General features: G+C 73.0%; 15 protein-coding genes. All 15 read right to left on the bottom strand.

Annotation, left to right across the window (positions count from 1 at the left end; all coding sequences use genetic code 11):
* Positions 1-31 precede the first annotated feature (31 nt).
* Positions 32-1,384: an FAD/NAD(P)-binding protein gene (locus ACFQQI_RS03960; RefSeq protein WP_378558244.1), complete on the bottom strand. Its 1,353-nt coding sequence runs from the start codon at positions 1,382-1,384 to the stop codon at positions 32-34.
* A 42-nt stretch (positions 1,385-1,426) separates the two neighbouring features.
* Entirely contained in the window at positions 1,427-2,653 is a 1,227-nt protein-coding gene (locus ACFQQI_RS03955) for a transcriptional regulator (protein WP_378558241.1), read from the bottom strand.
* A 212-nt stretch (positions 2,654-2,865) separates the two neighbouring features.
* Entirely contained in the window at positions 2,866-3,942 is a 1,077-nt protein-coding gene (locus tag ACFQQI_RS03950) for an alpha/beta hydrolase family protein (protein ID WP_378558238.1), read from the bottom strand.
* Between the two features lie 2 nt (positions 3,943-3,944).
* A complete protein-coding gene (locus ACFQQI_RS03945) occupies positions 3,945-4,283 on the bottom strand; it encodes a cupin domain-containing protein (RefSeq protein WP_378558235.1) in 339 nt (112 codons plus the stop codon).
* Positions 4,283-5,467, bottom strand: coding sequence for an XdhC family protein (locus ACFQQI_RS03940; RefSeq protein WP_378558232.1), 1,185 nt, complete (start codon positions 5,465-5,467; stop codon positions 4,283-4,285). Before ACFQQI_RS03940 ends, ACFQQI_RS03945 begins: the two co-directional genes overlap by 1 nt.
* The gene (locus ACFQQI_RS03935; RefSeq protein WP_378558229.1) at positions 5,460-6,578 is read right to left on the bottom strand and encodes a VWA domain-containing protein; all 1,119 of its coding nucleotides are present in this window, start codon (positions 6,576-6,578) and stop codon (positions 5,460-5,462) included. The genes ACFQQI_RS03940 and ACFQQI_RS03935 overlap by 8 nt, the downstream gene beginning before the upstream one ends.
* Positions 6,575-7,474 (bottom strand): AAA family ATPase, encoded by a 900-nt coding sequence (locus tag ACFQQI_RS03930; protein ID WP_378558226.1) that lies wholly within the window; start codon positions 7,472-7,474, stop codon positions 6,575-6,577. Before ACFQQI_RS03930 ends, ACFQQI_RS03935 begins: the two co-directional genes overlap by 4 nt.
* A gap of 46 nt (positions 7,475-7,520) precedes the next feature.
* The gene (locus ACFQQI_RS03925) at positions 7,521-8,387 is read right to left on the bottom strand and encodes an endonuclease/exonuclease/phosphatase family protein (RefSeq protein WP_378558223.1); all 867 of its coding nucleotides are present in this window, start codon (positions 8,385-8,387) and stop codon (positions 7,521-7,523) included.
* Positions 8,388-8,460: 73 nt separating this feature from the next.
* Entirely contained in the window at positions 8,461-9,024 is a 564-nt protein-coding gene (locus tag ACFQQI_RS03920) for an NTP transferase domain-containing protein (RefSeq protein WP_378558220.1), read from the bottom strand.
* 12 nt (positions 9,025-9,036) lie between these two features.
* Entirely contained in the window at positions 9,037-9,657 is a 621-nt protein-coding gene (locus tag ACFQQI_RS03915; RefSeq protein WP_378558217.1) for a hypothetical protein, read from the bottom strand.
* Complete coding sequence (locus ACFQQI_RS03910; RefSeq protein WP_378558214.1) at positions 9,654-10,190, bottom strand: RNA polymerase sigma factor; 537 nt, start codon at positions 10,188-10,190, stop codon at positions 9,654-9,656. Before ACFQQI_RS03910 ends, ACFQQI_RS03915 begins: the two co-directional genes overlap by 4 nt.
* 132 nt (positions 10,191-10,322) lie before the next feature.
* Complete coding sequence (groL, locus tag ACFQQI_RS03905; RefSeq protein WP_378558212.1) at positions 10,323-11,951, bottom strand: chaperonin GroEL; 1,629 nt, start codon at positions 11,949-11,951, stop codon at positions 10,323-10,325.
* Between the two features lie 296 nt (positions 11,952-12,247).
* Positions 12,248-13,105, bottom strand: a complete 858-nt coding sequence (locus tag ACFQQI_RS03900; RefSeq protein ID WP_378558209.1) for a RimK family alpha-L-glutamate ligase — start codon at positions 13,103-13,105, stop codon at positions 12,248-12,250.
* Positions 13,106-13,114: 9 nt separating this feature from the next.
* Positions 13,115-14,152, bottom strand: coding sequence for a glycosyltransferase domain-containing protein (locus ACFQQI_RS03895; protein WP_378558206.1), 1,038 nt, complete (start codon positions 14,150-14,152; stop codon positions 13,115-13,117).
* Positions 14,153-14,154: 2 nt separating this feature from the next.
* Positions 14,155-14,916 carry an FkbM family methyltransferase gene (locus ACFQQI_RS03890; protein WP_378558203.1) on the bottom strand — a complete coding sequence of 254 codons (762 nt, stop codon included), beginning with the start codon at positions 14,914-14,916 and terminating at the stop codon, positions 14,155-14,157.
* Between the last annotated feature and the right edge of the window lie 19 nt (positions 14,917-14,935).

The raw sequence follows: 14,935 nt of genomic DNA, 5'->3' as shown, positions 1-14,935 counted from the left end.
CACCGACCATGCCCCTACGGGCATATGCCTGTCAAGGCATGGATGCCTCGGGCGCCTTGTCGAGGACCAGCCGGGCCACCTCGGCCGCCTGCGCGCGGATCTCCGGGATGGCGGTGGACTCCCAGAGGGTGCCCTTGCGCGGCGGGCCCACGGCGTACAGGCCCTCGACGACCGCGCCGTCGGCGCCGACGACCTGGCCGGAGACCGTCGACTCCAGACCGAGCCGGAGCGGGTCGGGCGTGACGAGACCGCGCTCCTGGAGCGCCCGGAGCAGCGGGTCGTCGGTGCGGCCGATGTCGGTGAGCGGGCCCGTGCAGTTGACGACCGCGACGGCGGCCTCGACATCGACATGCGGCGTGCCGCCGGCCACGAGCTCGAGCCGGCCCTCGCGGCGGTAGCGGTCGATCCGGTCGGCGACCTCGGGGGCCATGCGGTGGCGGCGGACCTCCCAGTCGCGCGCGTACGCCGCGAGGAAGCGCCGCCGCTCGTCGATGTCGAGCCGGCGCCAGATCGACTGGGTCTGCGGCCGCAGGCCGTCGACGACGTTGCGCCAGTCGACGCCGTGGGCGCGGGCCGCATCGACCTGTCCGCGCACGAGCGAGGCGAGCCCGTCGGCGGTCAGCGGTCCGGCGGGCACGTCGGTCACCCACGCCGTGGACTGCTGGGCGATGTGGGCACACGGGAGCAACCCGCTGCGGCTGACCATCACCGCACGGCGCCTCGGCTCGTCCTCGAGCAGGGTGATCGCGGTGTCGATGGCGGTGAGGCCGGTGCCGACGATGACGACGCTCGCGTCGCCGGGCAGCGCCCGGATGGCGGCGAGGTCCCAGGGGTTCCCGATGAGGCCAGACACCCCGGCGAGCTCGGTCAGCTCCTGGGGCTTCTGGTTGCCGTACGCGAGCACGACGACGTCGGCCGCACTGGTCCGCCCGCGGGTGCGCAGCTCGAAGCCGGCGCCAGTGGGCACGATGTCGTCGACCCGGCCGGCGCTGATCGTGAGCCGCTGGTCGGCGGTGTCGGCCAGGGTGTCCTGGAGGTACGCCGAGTACTCCATCCGCGGCAGGAAGCCCTGCGGGTCGGGGTCGCGGCCGGCCCGCACGGCCCAGTCGAGCAGGTCGGAGGGCACGTCGGCGAACGCGCTCATGTGCCGGGCGCGCACGTTGAGCAGGTGCCGCGGGTCGGACGTCCCGTAGGCGATGCCGCGGCCGAGCACCCCGCTGGCCTCGTGGACGGTGATGCACAGCGCGGGGTCGTCGGAGGTGGAGAGGAGCTGGAGCGCGGTCAGCACGCCGCTGGCGCCGCCGCCGACGATCGCCACCCGGCGCGGGGACGGTGCCGCGGGGGTCGCGGCGGGGGCGGGCTGGGCGCGGTCGACGACTGCCATGGCGTGAAGTGTAGTGAATGGATTGTCTTTGATAGGAAAGGGTCAGCGCTGGGCGGCGGCGAGCCGCCCCTTGAGGAGGGGTACGGCGGGGTGGCGCAGCGGCAGCCGGGCCAGGCAGACCTCGATCACCTCGGTGTCGTACGGCGCGCGCTCGCCGTAGCGCAGCACGGCGTCCGGGTCCGGGTCGGCGAGCAGCGCCTCGCGGACGGCGACGGCGACCAGCTCGGCGAGCTCGGCGAGGGCCGGGGAGTTCGTGCCGGGCAGCAGGTCGCCGCCGTACGCCTCGACGGCCGCCGCGACCCGGCCCCGCCGGAGCAGGCCGAGCACGAGGTCGACGTCGGTCGAGACCGGCATCGTCAGGCAGTAGGGCCGCGATGCGAGCTGACCGCCGAGCGCCGCGCGCAGGTGGGAGACCTCGGCCTTGAGGGTGGAGGTGGTGACGGCCTGGTCGCCGTACACGAGGGCGTGCAGGTGCTCGAGCGACAGCCCCTCGGGGTGCATGGCGAGCAGCGCGAGGATCTCGGTCTGCCGGCGGTTGAGCAGCAGCCGCTGGCCGTCGAGCCAGGTCTCGGCGGTACCCAGCAGGTGCATCTCGAGGCCGGGCTCGCTGCTCTCGCCGGGCCGCACGACGTGCTGGTGCGTCAGCGGCATCGCCGCCTCGATCAGCCGCGCCATCACCCGTGCGGTGGCCAGGCCGATCGGGTGGGTGCGGTCCCAGGTGGTCGAGAGGTCGATGACGCCGAGCTGGGTGCCGGTCGTGGGGTCGTGGACGGGCGCGGCCCAGCAGACCCAGTTGTGCACGATCGAGGCGTAGTGCTCGGCGCTGAACACCATCGCCGGCTCGGCCAGCCGGTTGGCCAGGTCGAGGGCGTTGGTGCCGACCGACTCGTCGTCCCAGCGCCCGCCGGGCACGAAGTTGACGGTCTCGGCCTTGCGGCGCATCACGCGGCCGCCGTACGTCCACAGGATCCGGGTCTGAGGGTCGGTCACGGCGATCACGAGGTCGCCGTCCTCGGCCGTGCGGCGCAGCTCGGCCTGGACCCGCTCGACCGCGGTCTGGAGCGCCGATCCCCGCCAGTACGCCGCGGTCTCGGACTCGTCGGCGAGCGGCGCCTCGGCGACGTCCGGCCCGATCGCGGCCTCGGACCTGGTCCAGCTGGTCAGGATCTCGGGCCGCACCATGGTCGCGGCGTCATCGCCGTGCTCGACGAAGGTCGTCCACGCGCGGACGGCCTCCAGCCGACGCGTCTGCAGCTCGGTGCGTGCCATCGAAAACCCCCCAGGGTCGTGCCAAGCAACGTAGCCGACGGGGTGACGCCAGTCACGTCCCGGATGAGTGACGCCAAGGGATCGTGCAAGCGAGCGGCGCTCGGCGCCGCGCCGGCAAGGCGCCGGCGCGAAGGCAGACTGGGCGTCCGTCAAGCGTTGGCAACGCAGCCGGCGTGGATGCCGGGCGTCGCGGAGCGTGCGAGACCTTTGCGTCACTCATCGAATTGATGACGCAGGAACTGGACGGTGCGGACGATCGAGTCCTGCCAGCGCGCGTAGAACGTGTGGTCCTCGCCGGGGTAGGTGACGAGCGTGCTGTCGACGTCGGCACGGCGCAGCAGTGCCTGGGTCTCCCGGGACCAGCGTGGCGGGCAGGTCCCGTCGACCGCGCCGTGGAGGACGAGCACCGGCTCGGTGATCCGGTCGAAGTGGGTGCGCGACGAGAGCCCGCGGTAGAACGCCGGGGACCGCTGGGGCGTGCCGTACGCCGCGTAGAGCGCGCTCACCGCCTCGGGCCGGTTGGGCCTCGTGAAGTGGTTGAGGTTGTCGAGGTAGCGCGAGCTCACGCTGGCGTAGATCACGGCGGCGTCGACGAGCCCGGGCGCTGCCACCAGCGCGTTGAGCGTGACGCCGCCGCCCATCGACCGGCCGACCATCCCGGTGCGGTCGTCGTCGACGTACGGGAGCTTCTCGAGCGCGAGGACTGCGTTGATGCTGTCGCGGGCGTAGGCCAGGCGCAGCTCGCGCTCGCGGTCGCTGGCGGGGGCACCGGCGGCGTGGCCGCGGTAGTCGGTGTGCAGCACGACGAACCCGGCCCGGGCCAGCCAGTCCTGCTCGCGGGCCATCCCCTGGCCGGTGACGTAGATCGACGGCTCGATGTAGCCGTGGTTGAGCACGACCGCGGGGAACGGGCCGCGCCCGTGCGGGCGGAGGAGCACGCCGGAGACGCGGGTGCCGTTGCTGCTGTAGACGACCTGCTGGCGCGTGTAGGCGTCGGTGGTCGTCTCGGTGCGCAGCACCCGCAGGCCGCGGCCGTCGAAGTCCTCGCGCATCAGGTTGGCCAGCGACGGGGTGTCGGTGCGCGGTGGCAGGCTCTCGCCCTGCACGGCGGGGGTGGGGGGCTGGGTGGGGCCCGGAGACGGCTCGGCGGACTCCGACGAGGGGGTCGAGGACGTCGGGGAGTCCGGGGACGCTGTGGCGGACGCCGGGGGCGGGTCGGCGGCGGGCTCGTCGTCCGAGCATCCTGCGAGCACCAGCGCCAGCACGACCAGGGCCGACGCGCCCCGCACGGTCAGTCCCCGAGCCGGTTCGCGACGGTGAGCAGGACGGCGGCGTCCTCGAGCGCCTCGAGGTCGTGCCGCTCGGGCGGGATCAGCAGGAAGTCCCCGGCCTCGCCGGTCCACTGGGCGCCGCCAGCGTGCAACGTCACCCGGCCGCGCAGCACCTGGAGCGTCGCCTCGCCGGGGCTCTCGTGCTCGCCGAGCGCGCGCCCGCCGGCCAGCGCGATCAGCGTCTGTCGCAGGTGGTGCTCGCGACCTCCGTGCACGGTGACGGCGCTGCGACCGCTGCCGTGCTCGCGGGCGATCGCGAGGTGCTCGTCGGCCAGCCGGTCAAGGGAGTGTCCGTCCATCACGCGATCTCCTTGTGGATCCGTCCGTCCAGCGACGCGAGCCGCTCCCCGCTGCCGCCCCACCGTCCGGCGATGATCTCCGCGGCGATGCTGATCGCGGTCTCCTCGGGCGTGCGCGCCCCGAGGTCGAGGCCGATCGGGCTCGACAGCCGCTCGATCTCCTTGTCGTCGACGCCGGCGTCGCGCAGGCGCGCCAGCCGGTCGTCGTGGGTACGACGGGAGCCCATCGCGCCGACGTACGCCACCTCGGGCAGCCGCAGCGCCACCTCCAGCAGCGGTACGTCGAACTTCGGGTCGTGCGTCAGCACGGTGATCACGGTCCGCCCGTCGATGCGCCCCGCCTCGGCCTCGGCGGTCAGGTAGCGGTGCGGCCAGTCGACGACCACCTCGTCCGCCTCGGGGAACCGGGTGTTCGTCGCGAACACCGGCCGGGCGTCGCAGACCGTCACGTGGTAGCCGAGGAAGCTGCCCACCCGCGCGACCGCCGCGGCGAAGTCGATGGCTCCGAACACCAGCATCCGGGGCTTCGGCGCGAACGCCCACACGAACACCTTCATCCCCTCGCCCCGCCGCTCGCCGTCGGGCCCGTAGGTCAGCGTCGCGTTGTGGCCCGCCACCAGCAGCCCCAGGGCGTCGTCGTGCACGGCGTCGTCGGCGCGCGAGGAGCCCAACACCGGGATACTCCCTGACGTCTTCGGGGTCGACACGCCGCCGGAGACCCCGGAGACGTCAGGGACCATCCCCCCGTCCGGCCGTACGACGAGCCGCCGACCCAGCCGGGTCGGGTCCGGGTGCTCGATGATCGTCGCGACGGCGACCGGGCGGCCGGCCTCGACGTCGGCGGCGATCTCCTCGAGCTCGGGGAACGTCTCGCGGCTGATCTTCTCGACGTACACGTCGAGGATGCCGCCACAGGTCAGGCCGACGGCGAAGGCGTCGTCGTCGGAGACGCCGTACCGCTCCAGCACCGGGTCGCCCGAGGCCACCACGGACTCGGCGAGCTCGTAGACGGCGCCCTCGACGCAGCCGCCGGACACCGACCCGACGGCGGCGCCGTCGGGTCCGACCAGCATCGAGGCGCCGGCGGGGCGCGGCGCGGACTGGAAGGTGGCGACGACGGTACCGACGCCGACCGTCTCCCCGGCCCGCCACCAGGCCATCAGCTCGGGCAGCACGTCACGCACGCGAGATCACCTCCGACAGCTCGGCGAAGGTCGCCAGCGAGTGGCCGGCGACGAAGTCGTCACAGTGTGGCAGCGCGGCCAGCACACCCTGCTGCACCGGCTCGTAGCCGGCCTTGCCGCGGTGCGGGTTGACCCACACGACCCGGTGGGCGACCCGGCGCAGCCGGGCCATCTGCTCACCGAGAAGGGTCGGGTCGCCGCGCTCCCAGCCGTCGCTGAAGACCACGACCACGGCGCCGCGCGCCATGCCCCGCTGGCCCCAGCGGTCGAGGAAGAACCGGAGGGTCTCCCCCAGCCGCGTGCCACCCGACCAGTCCGGCACGGTCTCGCCCGCGGCGACCAGCGCCCGCTCGGGGTCGCGGATCCGCATCGCCCGGGTCAGGTGGGTCAGCCGGGTGCCGACCGTGAACGTCTCGACGACCCCGCCCTGCTCGCGGACGACCTGGGTGAAGCGGTGTGCGAGCCGCAGCAGCGCGTCGGCGTACCCGCTCATCGAGCCGGACACGTCGATCAGCAGCACCACCCGGCGCGGGCGCGCGCCGCGCCGGCGCCAGGCGATCTCGGCCGGCTCGCCCATCCGGCGCAGCGAGGCGCGCAGCGTGCGCGACGCGTCGACCTGACCGCGGTGCCAGCGCTGGTGCCGGGCGGTACGCCGCACCGGCGGCCGAGGTCGGAGGGTCGCGAACATACCGGCGAGCCGGTGCTTCTCGGACGCCGACAGCGTCGCGACGTCGCGGTGCCGCAGGACCTCGGTCGCGCTGGCGCGGGCGCGCACGACGTCCTCGTCGGCCGCATCGCCCGCGCCCGATCCCTCGGACTCCGGCAACTCGGAGAAGCCGGGCACGCTGTCGGGCTGCGCGGGCCGCGAGCGGGGCAGCCCGTCGCGGCCGAAGTAGGCGGTGAACACCCGGTCGTAGCGCTCGAGGTCGTCGGGGCCGGCGCACAGCGTCGCCCGCCCGGCGAGGTACGTCGCGCGCTGGTCGTCCATCCCCAGCACCGAGGTCGCGGCGAGGAAGCCGTGGGCGCGGTCGTGCGTCACCGCGACCCCCGCCGCCCGCAGCGCCCGGGTGAACGCCAGCAGGATCTCGTCGCCGCCGCGGTCCATGGTCATGCCCGGAGCATCTGGTCCAGCGCGTGCCGCACCCGGTCGGCGTCCTCGCGGTACTTCACCAGCGCGCCGAGCGTCGCCGACGCGGCGGCGAGGTCGATCTCCGCGGTCCCGAGGTAGGTCAGCGCCCGGGCCCAGTCGAGCGTCTCCGCGACGCCGGGCGGCTTCTGCAGGTCGTCCCGCGCACGCAGGCCCTGCACCACTCCGACGACCTGACGGGCCAGGTCGGCCGACACCTCGGGCGCCCGCGAGCGCACGATCTCGACCTCCCGCTCCAGGCCGGGGTGGTCGATCCAGTGGTAGAGGCAGCGCCGCTTCAGCGCGTCGTGGAGCTCACGGGTGCGGTTCGACGTCAGCACCACGATCGGCGGCGTCGCGGCGCGCACGGTGCCGAGCTCGGGGATGGAGACCTGGTACGTCGACAGCACCTCGAGCAGGAACGCCTCGAACTCGTCGTCGGCACGGTCGACCTCGTCGACCAGCAGCACCGCCGGGCTCTCCTGCAGCGCCTGCAGCACCGGCCGGGCGAGCAGGAAGCGCGCGTCGTACAGGCTCTTCTCCGCCTCCTCGACGCTGCCGACGTCGCCACGCGCGGCCGCGCCGGCCGCCTCGAGCGCGCGCAGGTGCAGGATCTGCCGCGGGAAGTCCCAGTCGTAGAGCGCCTGCGTCGCGTCGATCCCCTCGTAGCACTGGAGCCGCACCAGCGGCAGCCCCAGGCTCTCGGCGATCGCCTCGGCGAGCGCGGTCTTGCCGGTGCCCGGCTCGCCCTCGAGCAGCAGCGGCCGCTGCATCTTCAGCGCGAGGAACGTGACCGTCGCGAGTGCGTCGTCGCACAGGTAGCCGGTCGCGCCCAGGCGTTCAGCGACGGCCTGGGGGGCGGCGGGGGTGGACGACTCCATACGACGAGGGTAGACGCGCGGGTGTTGGCCCGCGGTCGGCGTCCGGTCAGGGAGCGCGGTACGACGACACCACGGGGAAGTGGTCGGAGATGCGGAACCGGTCCTCGCGCAGGACGTCGACCGACCTCGCCTTCCGGGTCGACCAGATCACGTCGAGGTAGGCGCCGCTGCGCGCGCCGGAGCCCTGGCCGGGCTGGAGCTGGCCCTTGCGGGCCTCCCAGGAGGCGACCAGGTCGCGGCGCCGCATGGTCGAGTACGCGAACTTCCTGTTGCGCACCGCCTTGTCGCGCCCGTAGTTGACGTTGAAGTCACCGAGCACCCAGACCGGGCCGCCCGCCCACTGCTTCTCCTTCGACACGACCTTGCCCAGGTTGCGCACCTGGTCGAGGTACATCCCGACCCGGCGCGGCACGCCCGGCAGCCGCTTGCCGGCGTTGACCGCACCGGAGAGCAGGTGGACGTTGACGACCGAGATGGTCTCGCCGCTGAGCTTGCTGCGCAGCCGCACGACCGTGGCCAGCGTGGCCTCCTGGTGCACGAGGCCGGGGCCGGTCTTGTCCTCGACCTTCCGGCCGTCGGCGATCTTGGCCGCGCGGCCGCGGAGCAGCTTGTAGGCGTCCTTGTTCCAGAAGACCGGCTCCTGGAGGAAGCGCTTCGACCGCCAGCTGCCGATCCCGGGCATCGCCTTCATGGCCGCGGCCTTCTCGGTGCCGGCCGCCTCCTGGATGCCCCCGACGTCGACGAGAGTGCTGAACTCCTGCACGGCCTGCCGCCACTGGTCGAGAGGGAGTGCCGCGTTGATGTTGAACGTGCCCACCCGCACCGCCGAGGCCCGCTCCGCGGGCGCGGAGCTGCGCCCTTCCGGCGCGGGCTGCGCCGAGGCCGGCTGGCCGCTGAGGAGGAGTGCTCCCACCGCTGCAGCGGCGATCGACGAGCGAACCGTCCCGAGTGTCGGAGTACGCATATGAGCACACGTACCCACGACCTCAGCCGTCAATCGTGTCGACGTCCCTGCCGCTCGCGAGGTCGCCGCACTCCACCAGCGCCACCGGCCGCGCCGCGAGGTAGTCGCGCGCTCCACGATCACCGGACGCGCCGCCCGCCACCGCCCCCCAGTGGTCGCGGCCGAGCACGACGGGGTGGCCCGGGCGTCCGTCGTACGCCGCCCGGCGCAGCGTGCCTGCGTCCGGCGGCTCTGCCAGGAGGCGACGGACGACGTCGGCGCCGACGTCGGGGAGGTCGACGAGCGTGACGACCGCGGCGGTCGCGTCGGTGGCCTCGACCGCGGCGAGCCCCGCCCGCAGCGATGCCGACATCCCGCTGGCCCAGTCGGCGGCGACGACTGCCGTGGCGCCGGTGCCGTCGAGCATCGGGAGCGCGTCCTCGGCGGCGGCGCCCAGCACGACGTCGACCTGGTCGCACCCGCCCTCGTGCAGCACCCGCACCCCGCGGACCAGCCACGGCTCGCCGTCGTCGCCGCGCACCAGCGCCTTGGGCCGGCCCATGCGCCGCCCGGCGCCGGCCGCGAGCAGGAGGCCGTGGACGGTCACGGGGTCAGTGTGTCAGCCGAAGGCCTGCTGGTAGATCGCCGCGAGGTCGTCGTCGTACGCCGCCGAGAAGCCGCACAGCGTGACGTGGCCGTCGACGGCGGAGACCAGGTAGCGCCCACCCTCCTCGAAGGCGACCCCGGACGCGACCCGCTGCATCTGCTCGCTCGGCGCGGTCACGCTGACCTCGTCGCTCGGCGCACCGGCGTACCAGTGCGTCGGCGCCAGCGTCACCACATCGCCCTCGATCGCGGTGACGGTGCCGTCGAACGCGACGTCGGCCTGCGCGAGCGCGTCGGCGTTCGGCACCATGCACTTCTCGGCTCCCGCCGGCTCGCCGACCGCGAGATGGGTGGTCGACGGCCCGGCCTGACCGGGGTCGCCCGGCGGGGTGCCGTCGTCGGTCAACGCGCGGAGGCCCAGGAACCCGGCGCCGGCGATCACAAGAACCGCGGCCGCCGCGACCATCCAGGTGAGCCCGCTGCGCTCGTGGGTGCCGGTCTCGCGGTTCTCGGTGGTCAGCTCGGTGCTCATGACGTCCTCCACGAGTCGGGCCACCCCGTCCGGGTCGGCCGGCGGGAGGGAGGCTGCCGGGTCGGCGGCCCGGAGCCGGGCGAGCAGCTCGTCGTCGGTCACGGTTTCCTCCCCTCTCTCGACTCCTCATGTCCGGACGACGCCCGGGTCTTTCGCAGCTGACCGCGCAGTCGTCCGCGGGCGCGGTGGAGGCGGATGCTCGCGGCGTTGGCCGAGATGCCGAGCACCGTGGCGATCTCGGCGGGCGTCAGCTGCTCCCATGCCCACAGCCGCAGCAGTTCCGCGTCGTCGGGGCGCAGGCGGCCCAGCGCCAGCGCCAGGTCGGGGTCACCCTCCGTCGGCGCGGGCTCGGGCTGGGTGGCGGTGGGTGGGTCGAGGGCGGCGACCTTCGCCGCCACCCGACGCTGCCGCCGCGCGGCCCGCTCGGCGTTGCGCAGGCAGTTCGCGGCCACGGCGTACGCCCAGGGGAGCGGCGGCTCCGGCAGCTCGCTCGCGCGCCGCCAGCAGACGAGCAGGGTCTCGGCGAGGACGTCCTCGGCGGTGTCGGGGTCGGTACGCCGCGCGAGGTAGCGCCGCAGCGGGTCGACCAGCCCCGGCGCGATCTCCTCGAATCGCTCGCGTCGGCTCTCGTCCACGTGTCCACCGTCCCATGTAGCGGCCACCGTCGCGGCACGAGTACCCGGCGGGCCTGTCCGGAAACGCCGAGCGGCCCCAGTCCGTGGACTGGGGCCGCTCGGGTCGTTCAGGTGTTCAGCGAGGCGCTGGACTCAGAAGTCCATGCCGCCCATGCCGCCGGTCGGGTCGCCACCCATGGGGGCGGCCTTCTCCGGCTTGTCGGCCACGACGGCCTCGGTGGTGAGGAAGAGCGCCGCGATGGAGGCGGCGTTCTGCAGCGCGCTGCGGGTCACCTTGGCGGGGTCGATGATGCCCTCGCCGATCATGTCGACGTACTCGCCGGAGGCGGCGTTGAGACCGTGACCGGGGGTCAGGTTCTTCACCTTCTCCGCGACGACGCCACCCTCGAGACCGGCGTTGATCGCGATCTGCTTGAGCGGGGCCTCGGTCGCGAGACGCACGATGTTGGCACCGACGGCCTCGTCGCCCGTCAGGTCCAGCTTGTCGAACGCCGTCGCCGACGCCTGCACCAGGGCGACGCCACCGCCGGCGACGATGCCCTCCTCGACGGCCGCCTTCGCGTTGCGAACGGCGTCCTCGATGCGGTGCTTGCGCTCCTTGAGCTCGACCTCGGTGGCCGCGCCGACCTTGATGACGGCCACGCCGCCGGCCAGCTTGGCGAGACGCTCCTGGAGCTTCTCGCGGTCGTAGTCGGAGTCCGACTTCTCGATCTCGGCACGGATCTGGTTGACGCGACCGGCGATCTGGTCGGCGTCGCCCGCACCCTCGACGATGGTGGTCTCGTCCTTGGTGATGACGACCTTGCGGGCCTGGCCGAGCAGCTCGATGCCGGTCGACTCGAGCTTGAGGCCGACCTCCTCCGAGATGACCTGGCCGCCGGTCAGGATCGCGATGTCCTGCAGCATGGCCTTGCGGCGGTCACCGAAGCCCGGAGCCTTGACGGCGACGGACTTGAAGGTGCCGCGGATCTTGTTGACGACCAGCGTGGACAGCGCCTCGCCGTCGACGTCCTCGGACAGGATCAGCAGCGGCTTGCCCGACTGCATGACCTTCTCCAGCAGCGGGAGGAGGTCCTTGACCGACGAGACCTTCTGGTTCGCGATGAGGATGTAGGGGTCCTCGAGGACCGTCTCCATGCGCTCCGGGTCGGTGACGAAGTACGCCGAGATGTAGCCCTTGTCGAAGCGCATGCCCTCGGTGAGCTCGAGGTCGAGCCCGAAGGTGTTCGACTCCTCGACGGTGATGACGCCTTCCTTGCCGACCTTGTCCATCGCCTCGGCGATGATCTCGCCGACGGTGGTGTCAGCGGCGGAGATGCTCGCGGTGGACGCGATCTGCTCCTTGGTCTCGACGTCCTTGGCCATGCCGAGCAGCTGCTCGGACACGGCGGCGACGGCGGCCTCGATGCCGCGCTTGAGGCCCATCGGGTTCGCACCCGCGGCCACGTTGCGGAGACCCTCGCGGACCATCGCCTGCGCGAGGACCGTCGCCGTGGTGGTGCCGTCACCGGCCACGTCGTCGGTCTTCTTGGCGACCTCCTTGACCAGCTCGGCGCCGATCTTCTCGTAGGGGTCCTCGAGCTCGATCTCCTTGGCGATGCTCACACCGTCGTTGGTGATCGTGGGGGCGCCCCACTTCTTCTCGAGCACGACGTTGCGGCCCTTGGGACCGAGGGTGACCTTGACGGCGTCGGCGAGCGTGTTCATGCCACGCTCGAGACCGCGCCGGGCCTCCTCGTCGAATGCAATCAGCTTCGGCATAACTCCAGCGATTCCTTCGCATGCTGAGTTCGTGGACCGGGGCGGCGGGTTGCCCGCGACGGACGGCCCCTGCTGGACCCGGCGAACCCTTTCTCGCCGGCGCACAGAGCCTCAACGACGCCGTTCCGGATTGTCACTCTCTGGTCGAGAGTGCCAGCGTCATGTTTAGCACTCGCCTCCTGCGAGTGCAAGCGGTCGCGGGCTGGGCGCGAGGTACGAGCACGCGGGCTGAAGCGACCGGGTCGAGCAAGCGCACGCCCGAGCCCGCGAGGGCGTGACCGCGTGTCGAGACCGGCTCAGGACCGTCGGCGGGCGCGGTCGGCGATGACGTCGGCGAACGGGCCGGCGTTGTCGGGCACCACGTCGAGGTAGAGCCCCGGCTCGATCAGCTCGAGCTCGCTGACGACCAGGCGGCCGTCGTACGTCATCAGGTCGACGCGCGCGTAGGGGAGGTCGGCCTCCAACCGGGCCGCCGCCGACTTGACGGCGTGCTCTGCGAGCCGGGCCGTCTCCGCGTCGAGGACGCCGAGCCGGGTGGTGCCGCCGTACAGCTCGTGCACCCGGATCTCGCCGTCCGCCGGGAGCTTGTCGAAGCGCGACACCGCCCGTCCGTCGAGGACGTAGACCGAGATCTCGCCCTCGGTGCGCACCGACTCGACGAGCGGCTGCACCACCCACGGCGCCTGGACCAGGCCCTCGAGCGAGGGGTCGTCGACGCCGCGCGCGACCACGACCCCGACGCCGCCGGCGCCGATCGCGGGCTTCATGACGACCGTGCCCCACCGGTCGGCGGCGGTCCCGAGCCCGGCGACGAGCGTGCGGTCGTCGAGCACGATCGTGGGGATGACGGGTACGTCGCCGAGGTCGGTCAGGTAGGACTTGTCCGCGTTCCACGCGAAGACGTCGGCCCCGTTGAGCAGGCACGTCACCTCGTCCACCGACCGCGCCCAGGCCAGGAACTCGGCGCAGCGCCGCTGGTAGTCCCAGGTGCTGCGCGCGGCGACCACGTCGGCGGCACCCCAGTCGACCGTCGGGTCGTCCCAGCACACCCAGGCGGCCTCCACGCCTCGCTCGGCGAGGGCCGCGACGAGCAGCTCGCCGCCGGGCTCGCCTTCGGGCATCAGGTTGAACGTGGCAAGGAGGGCGCGGGTCACCGGCCGAGGCTATCGGTCGGCCGGACCGCCGGACGCACGGCGCCTCCTCGGGCCGCGGCGCCGGTCGTCGACCTGACTCTCGAGCTCGTCCTTCCTGGTGCGCAGGCGCCGCACCTTGCGGCGCAGCCTCTCCACCTTCTCGGCGAGCAGCTGCTCGCTCCGCTCCAGGGTCGCGACCTGCCCCTGGAGGCGCTGGACCTCAGCAGCGCGGTCGGCGTTCAGCTCGGCGACCTGCTGCTCGAGCCCGGCGACCAGGTTCTCGCGGTGGTCGACCGCGGCAGACATCTCGCGGGTCGTGATCTCGAGCTGCCGCTGGAGCTCTCCCAGTCGGGCGGTCGGCGACCAGAGGTGGTCGGAGACCTGGAGCTGCTGGGGTCGGGGGCTGCGACCCTCGCCCGGCATCCACTCGTGCACCTCGGACCCGAAGGTGCTCAGGTCCAGCAAGCGGAAGCCGGCGCCACTGAGTGCCGCCGCCTCGACGAACGACAGCTGGTCGCGGCGGGAGTAGCGCAGGACGTGCCGGAGCCACTCCTCCCCGAAGCGACGTACGTCCGGAGTCCAGCGCCGCGCGATCAGGCCGGTCCAGGGCACCGGCTCCTGCAACCGGTCCGGCGCGACTGCGGTGTAGTGGTTGAGCTGCTCGTACAGCCGCGAGGACTCGTCCATGCCGGCGAGCAGCACCTCGACGAACTCGGTGGCGACGTCCTTGCGGTACGAGTGCCGGGCCACGGCGAGGTCACCCGTCGCCAGCCAGTCGTCGAGGAGGTCGGACGGATCCCCGCGCAGCACGACGCGCGCGTCGATCCAGAGGACCTCGTCGTAGTCGTCGAGGTCGGGGTGCCCGACGATCTTCAGCGAACGGGCGCTCCGGACGGGGTCGAGCGGCAGCAGCGGATCCACCACCCGGACGTCCCACGTCTCGCTGCGCAGCGTGGCGTCGTCGGTGAAGCAGACGAAGTCACACGCGCTGTCGGGAGCGGCGGGCTGCTCCTGCAGCAGCTCGTGTCCCCCGATCATCGCCGTGTAGACGAGCCGGCGCTTCTCCATCATCACCCCTCTATCTCGGCCAGGACGGCGTCGCTGACGACCAGGCAGTCGTGTGCGTGCAACCAGCGCTTCGCGAGCAGATCGTCCACGAGCTCGGCGTTGCCGCCCGGGACCCGCACCAGGGCCCCGGTGCGACGGTCCATCAGCAGGACCACGCGCTCCTCGGCGAGCGCCGCGAGGTAGGGCCGGGACATGTGGGCGACCTCCAGCAGCATCGCCCAGTGGCGGGCCGAGCGCATGGCGTCGGCGGCACCGGCGACGACGTCGCGCTCGAACCCCTCGACGTCGACCTTCGCGCAGAACGTCCGGCCCGGGTCGATCACCCGGTCGAGCGTCGTCACCGCCACCTCGAGGCTGCGCCACCCGACGCTGTCGGCGTGCCGCTCGTCACGCAGCGAGGACGTGCCCGACCAATGGCTGTCGACCATGAAGGTCGCCGTGCCGGCCGTGGCGGACACGGCCTCCGGGCGGATCTGCGCCTTGACGCCGCTCTCGGCAAGGGTGAGGGCGAGCAGCTCGCGCACCGCCGGGTTCGGCTCGAACCCGATCACCTCGGCGCCCTCCGGGAGCTCGACGCCGACGAGCATCTCGCCGTAGTTGACGCCGACGTCGACCACGACGTCCCACGGGTGCATCGCCAGCGCACACCGCCACAGGCGCAGCGTCCCTGGGTTCAGGTCGCCGTCGGCCTCGACCAGGCGCTCGCCCCGTGGATCAGCTGGGTCGACGTAGATGCGGCGCCCGGTCGCCGTCACGGCATGCATATTCGTCGAGGGTACCCAG

Origin of the sequence: Nocardioides sp. GCM10030259, from assembly GCF_042666375.1 — a bacterium.
Taxonomy (GTDB): domain Bacteria; phylum Actinomycetota; class Actinomycetes; order Propionibacteriales; family Nocardioidaceae; genus Nocardioides.
This window is presented reverse-complemented; position numbering and strand designations above follow the sequence as displayed.

What these genes read in the sequence shown, in the direction of transcription:
- ACFQQI_RS03960 (WP_378558244.1), bottom strand. Translation starts at nt 1,384, where the DNA reads ATGGCAGTCGTCGACCGCGCCCAGCCCGCCCCCGCCGCGACCCCCGCG.
- ACFQQI_RS03955 (WP_378558241.1), bottom strand. Translation starts at nt 2,653, where the DNA reads ATGGCACGCACCGAGCTGCAGACGCGTCGGCTGGAGGCCGTCCGCGCG.
- ACFQQI_RS03945 (WP_378558235.1), bottom strand. Translation starts at nt 4,283, where the DNA reads ATGGACGGACACTCCCTTGACCGGCTGGCCGACGAGCACCTCGCGATC.
- ACFQQI_RS03935 (WP_378558229.1), bottom strand. Translation starts at nt 6,578, where the DNA reads ATGACCATGGACCGCGGCGGCGACGAGATCCTGCTGGCGTTCACCCGG.
- ACFQQI_RS03930 (WP_378558226.1), bottom strand. Translation starts at nt 7,474, where the DNA reads ATGGAGTCGTCCACCCCCGCCGCCCCCCAGGCCGTCGCTGAACGCCTG.
- groL (WP_378558212.1), bottom strand. Translation starts at nt 11,951, where the DNA reads ATGCCGAAGCTGATTGCATTCGACGAGGAGGCCCGGCGCGGTCTCGAG.
- ACFQQI_RS03895 (WP_378558206.1), bottom strand. Translation starts at nt 14,152, where the DNA reads ATGGAGAAGCGCCGGCTCGTCTACACGGCGATGATCGGGGGACACGAG.
- ACFQQI_RS03890 (WP_378558203.1), bottom strand. Translation starts at nt 14,916, where the DNA reads ATGCATGCCGTGACGGCGACCGGGCGCCGCATCTACGTCGACCCAGCT.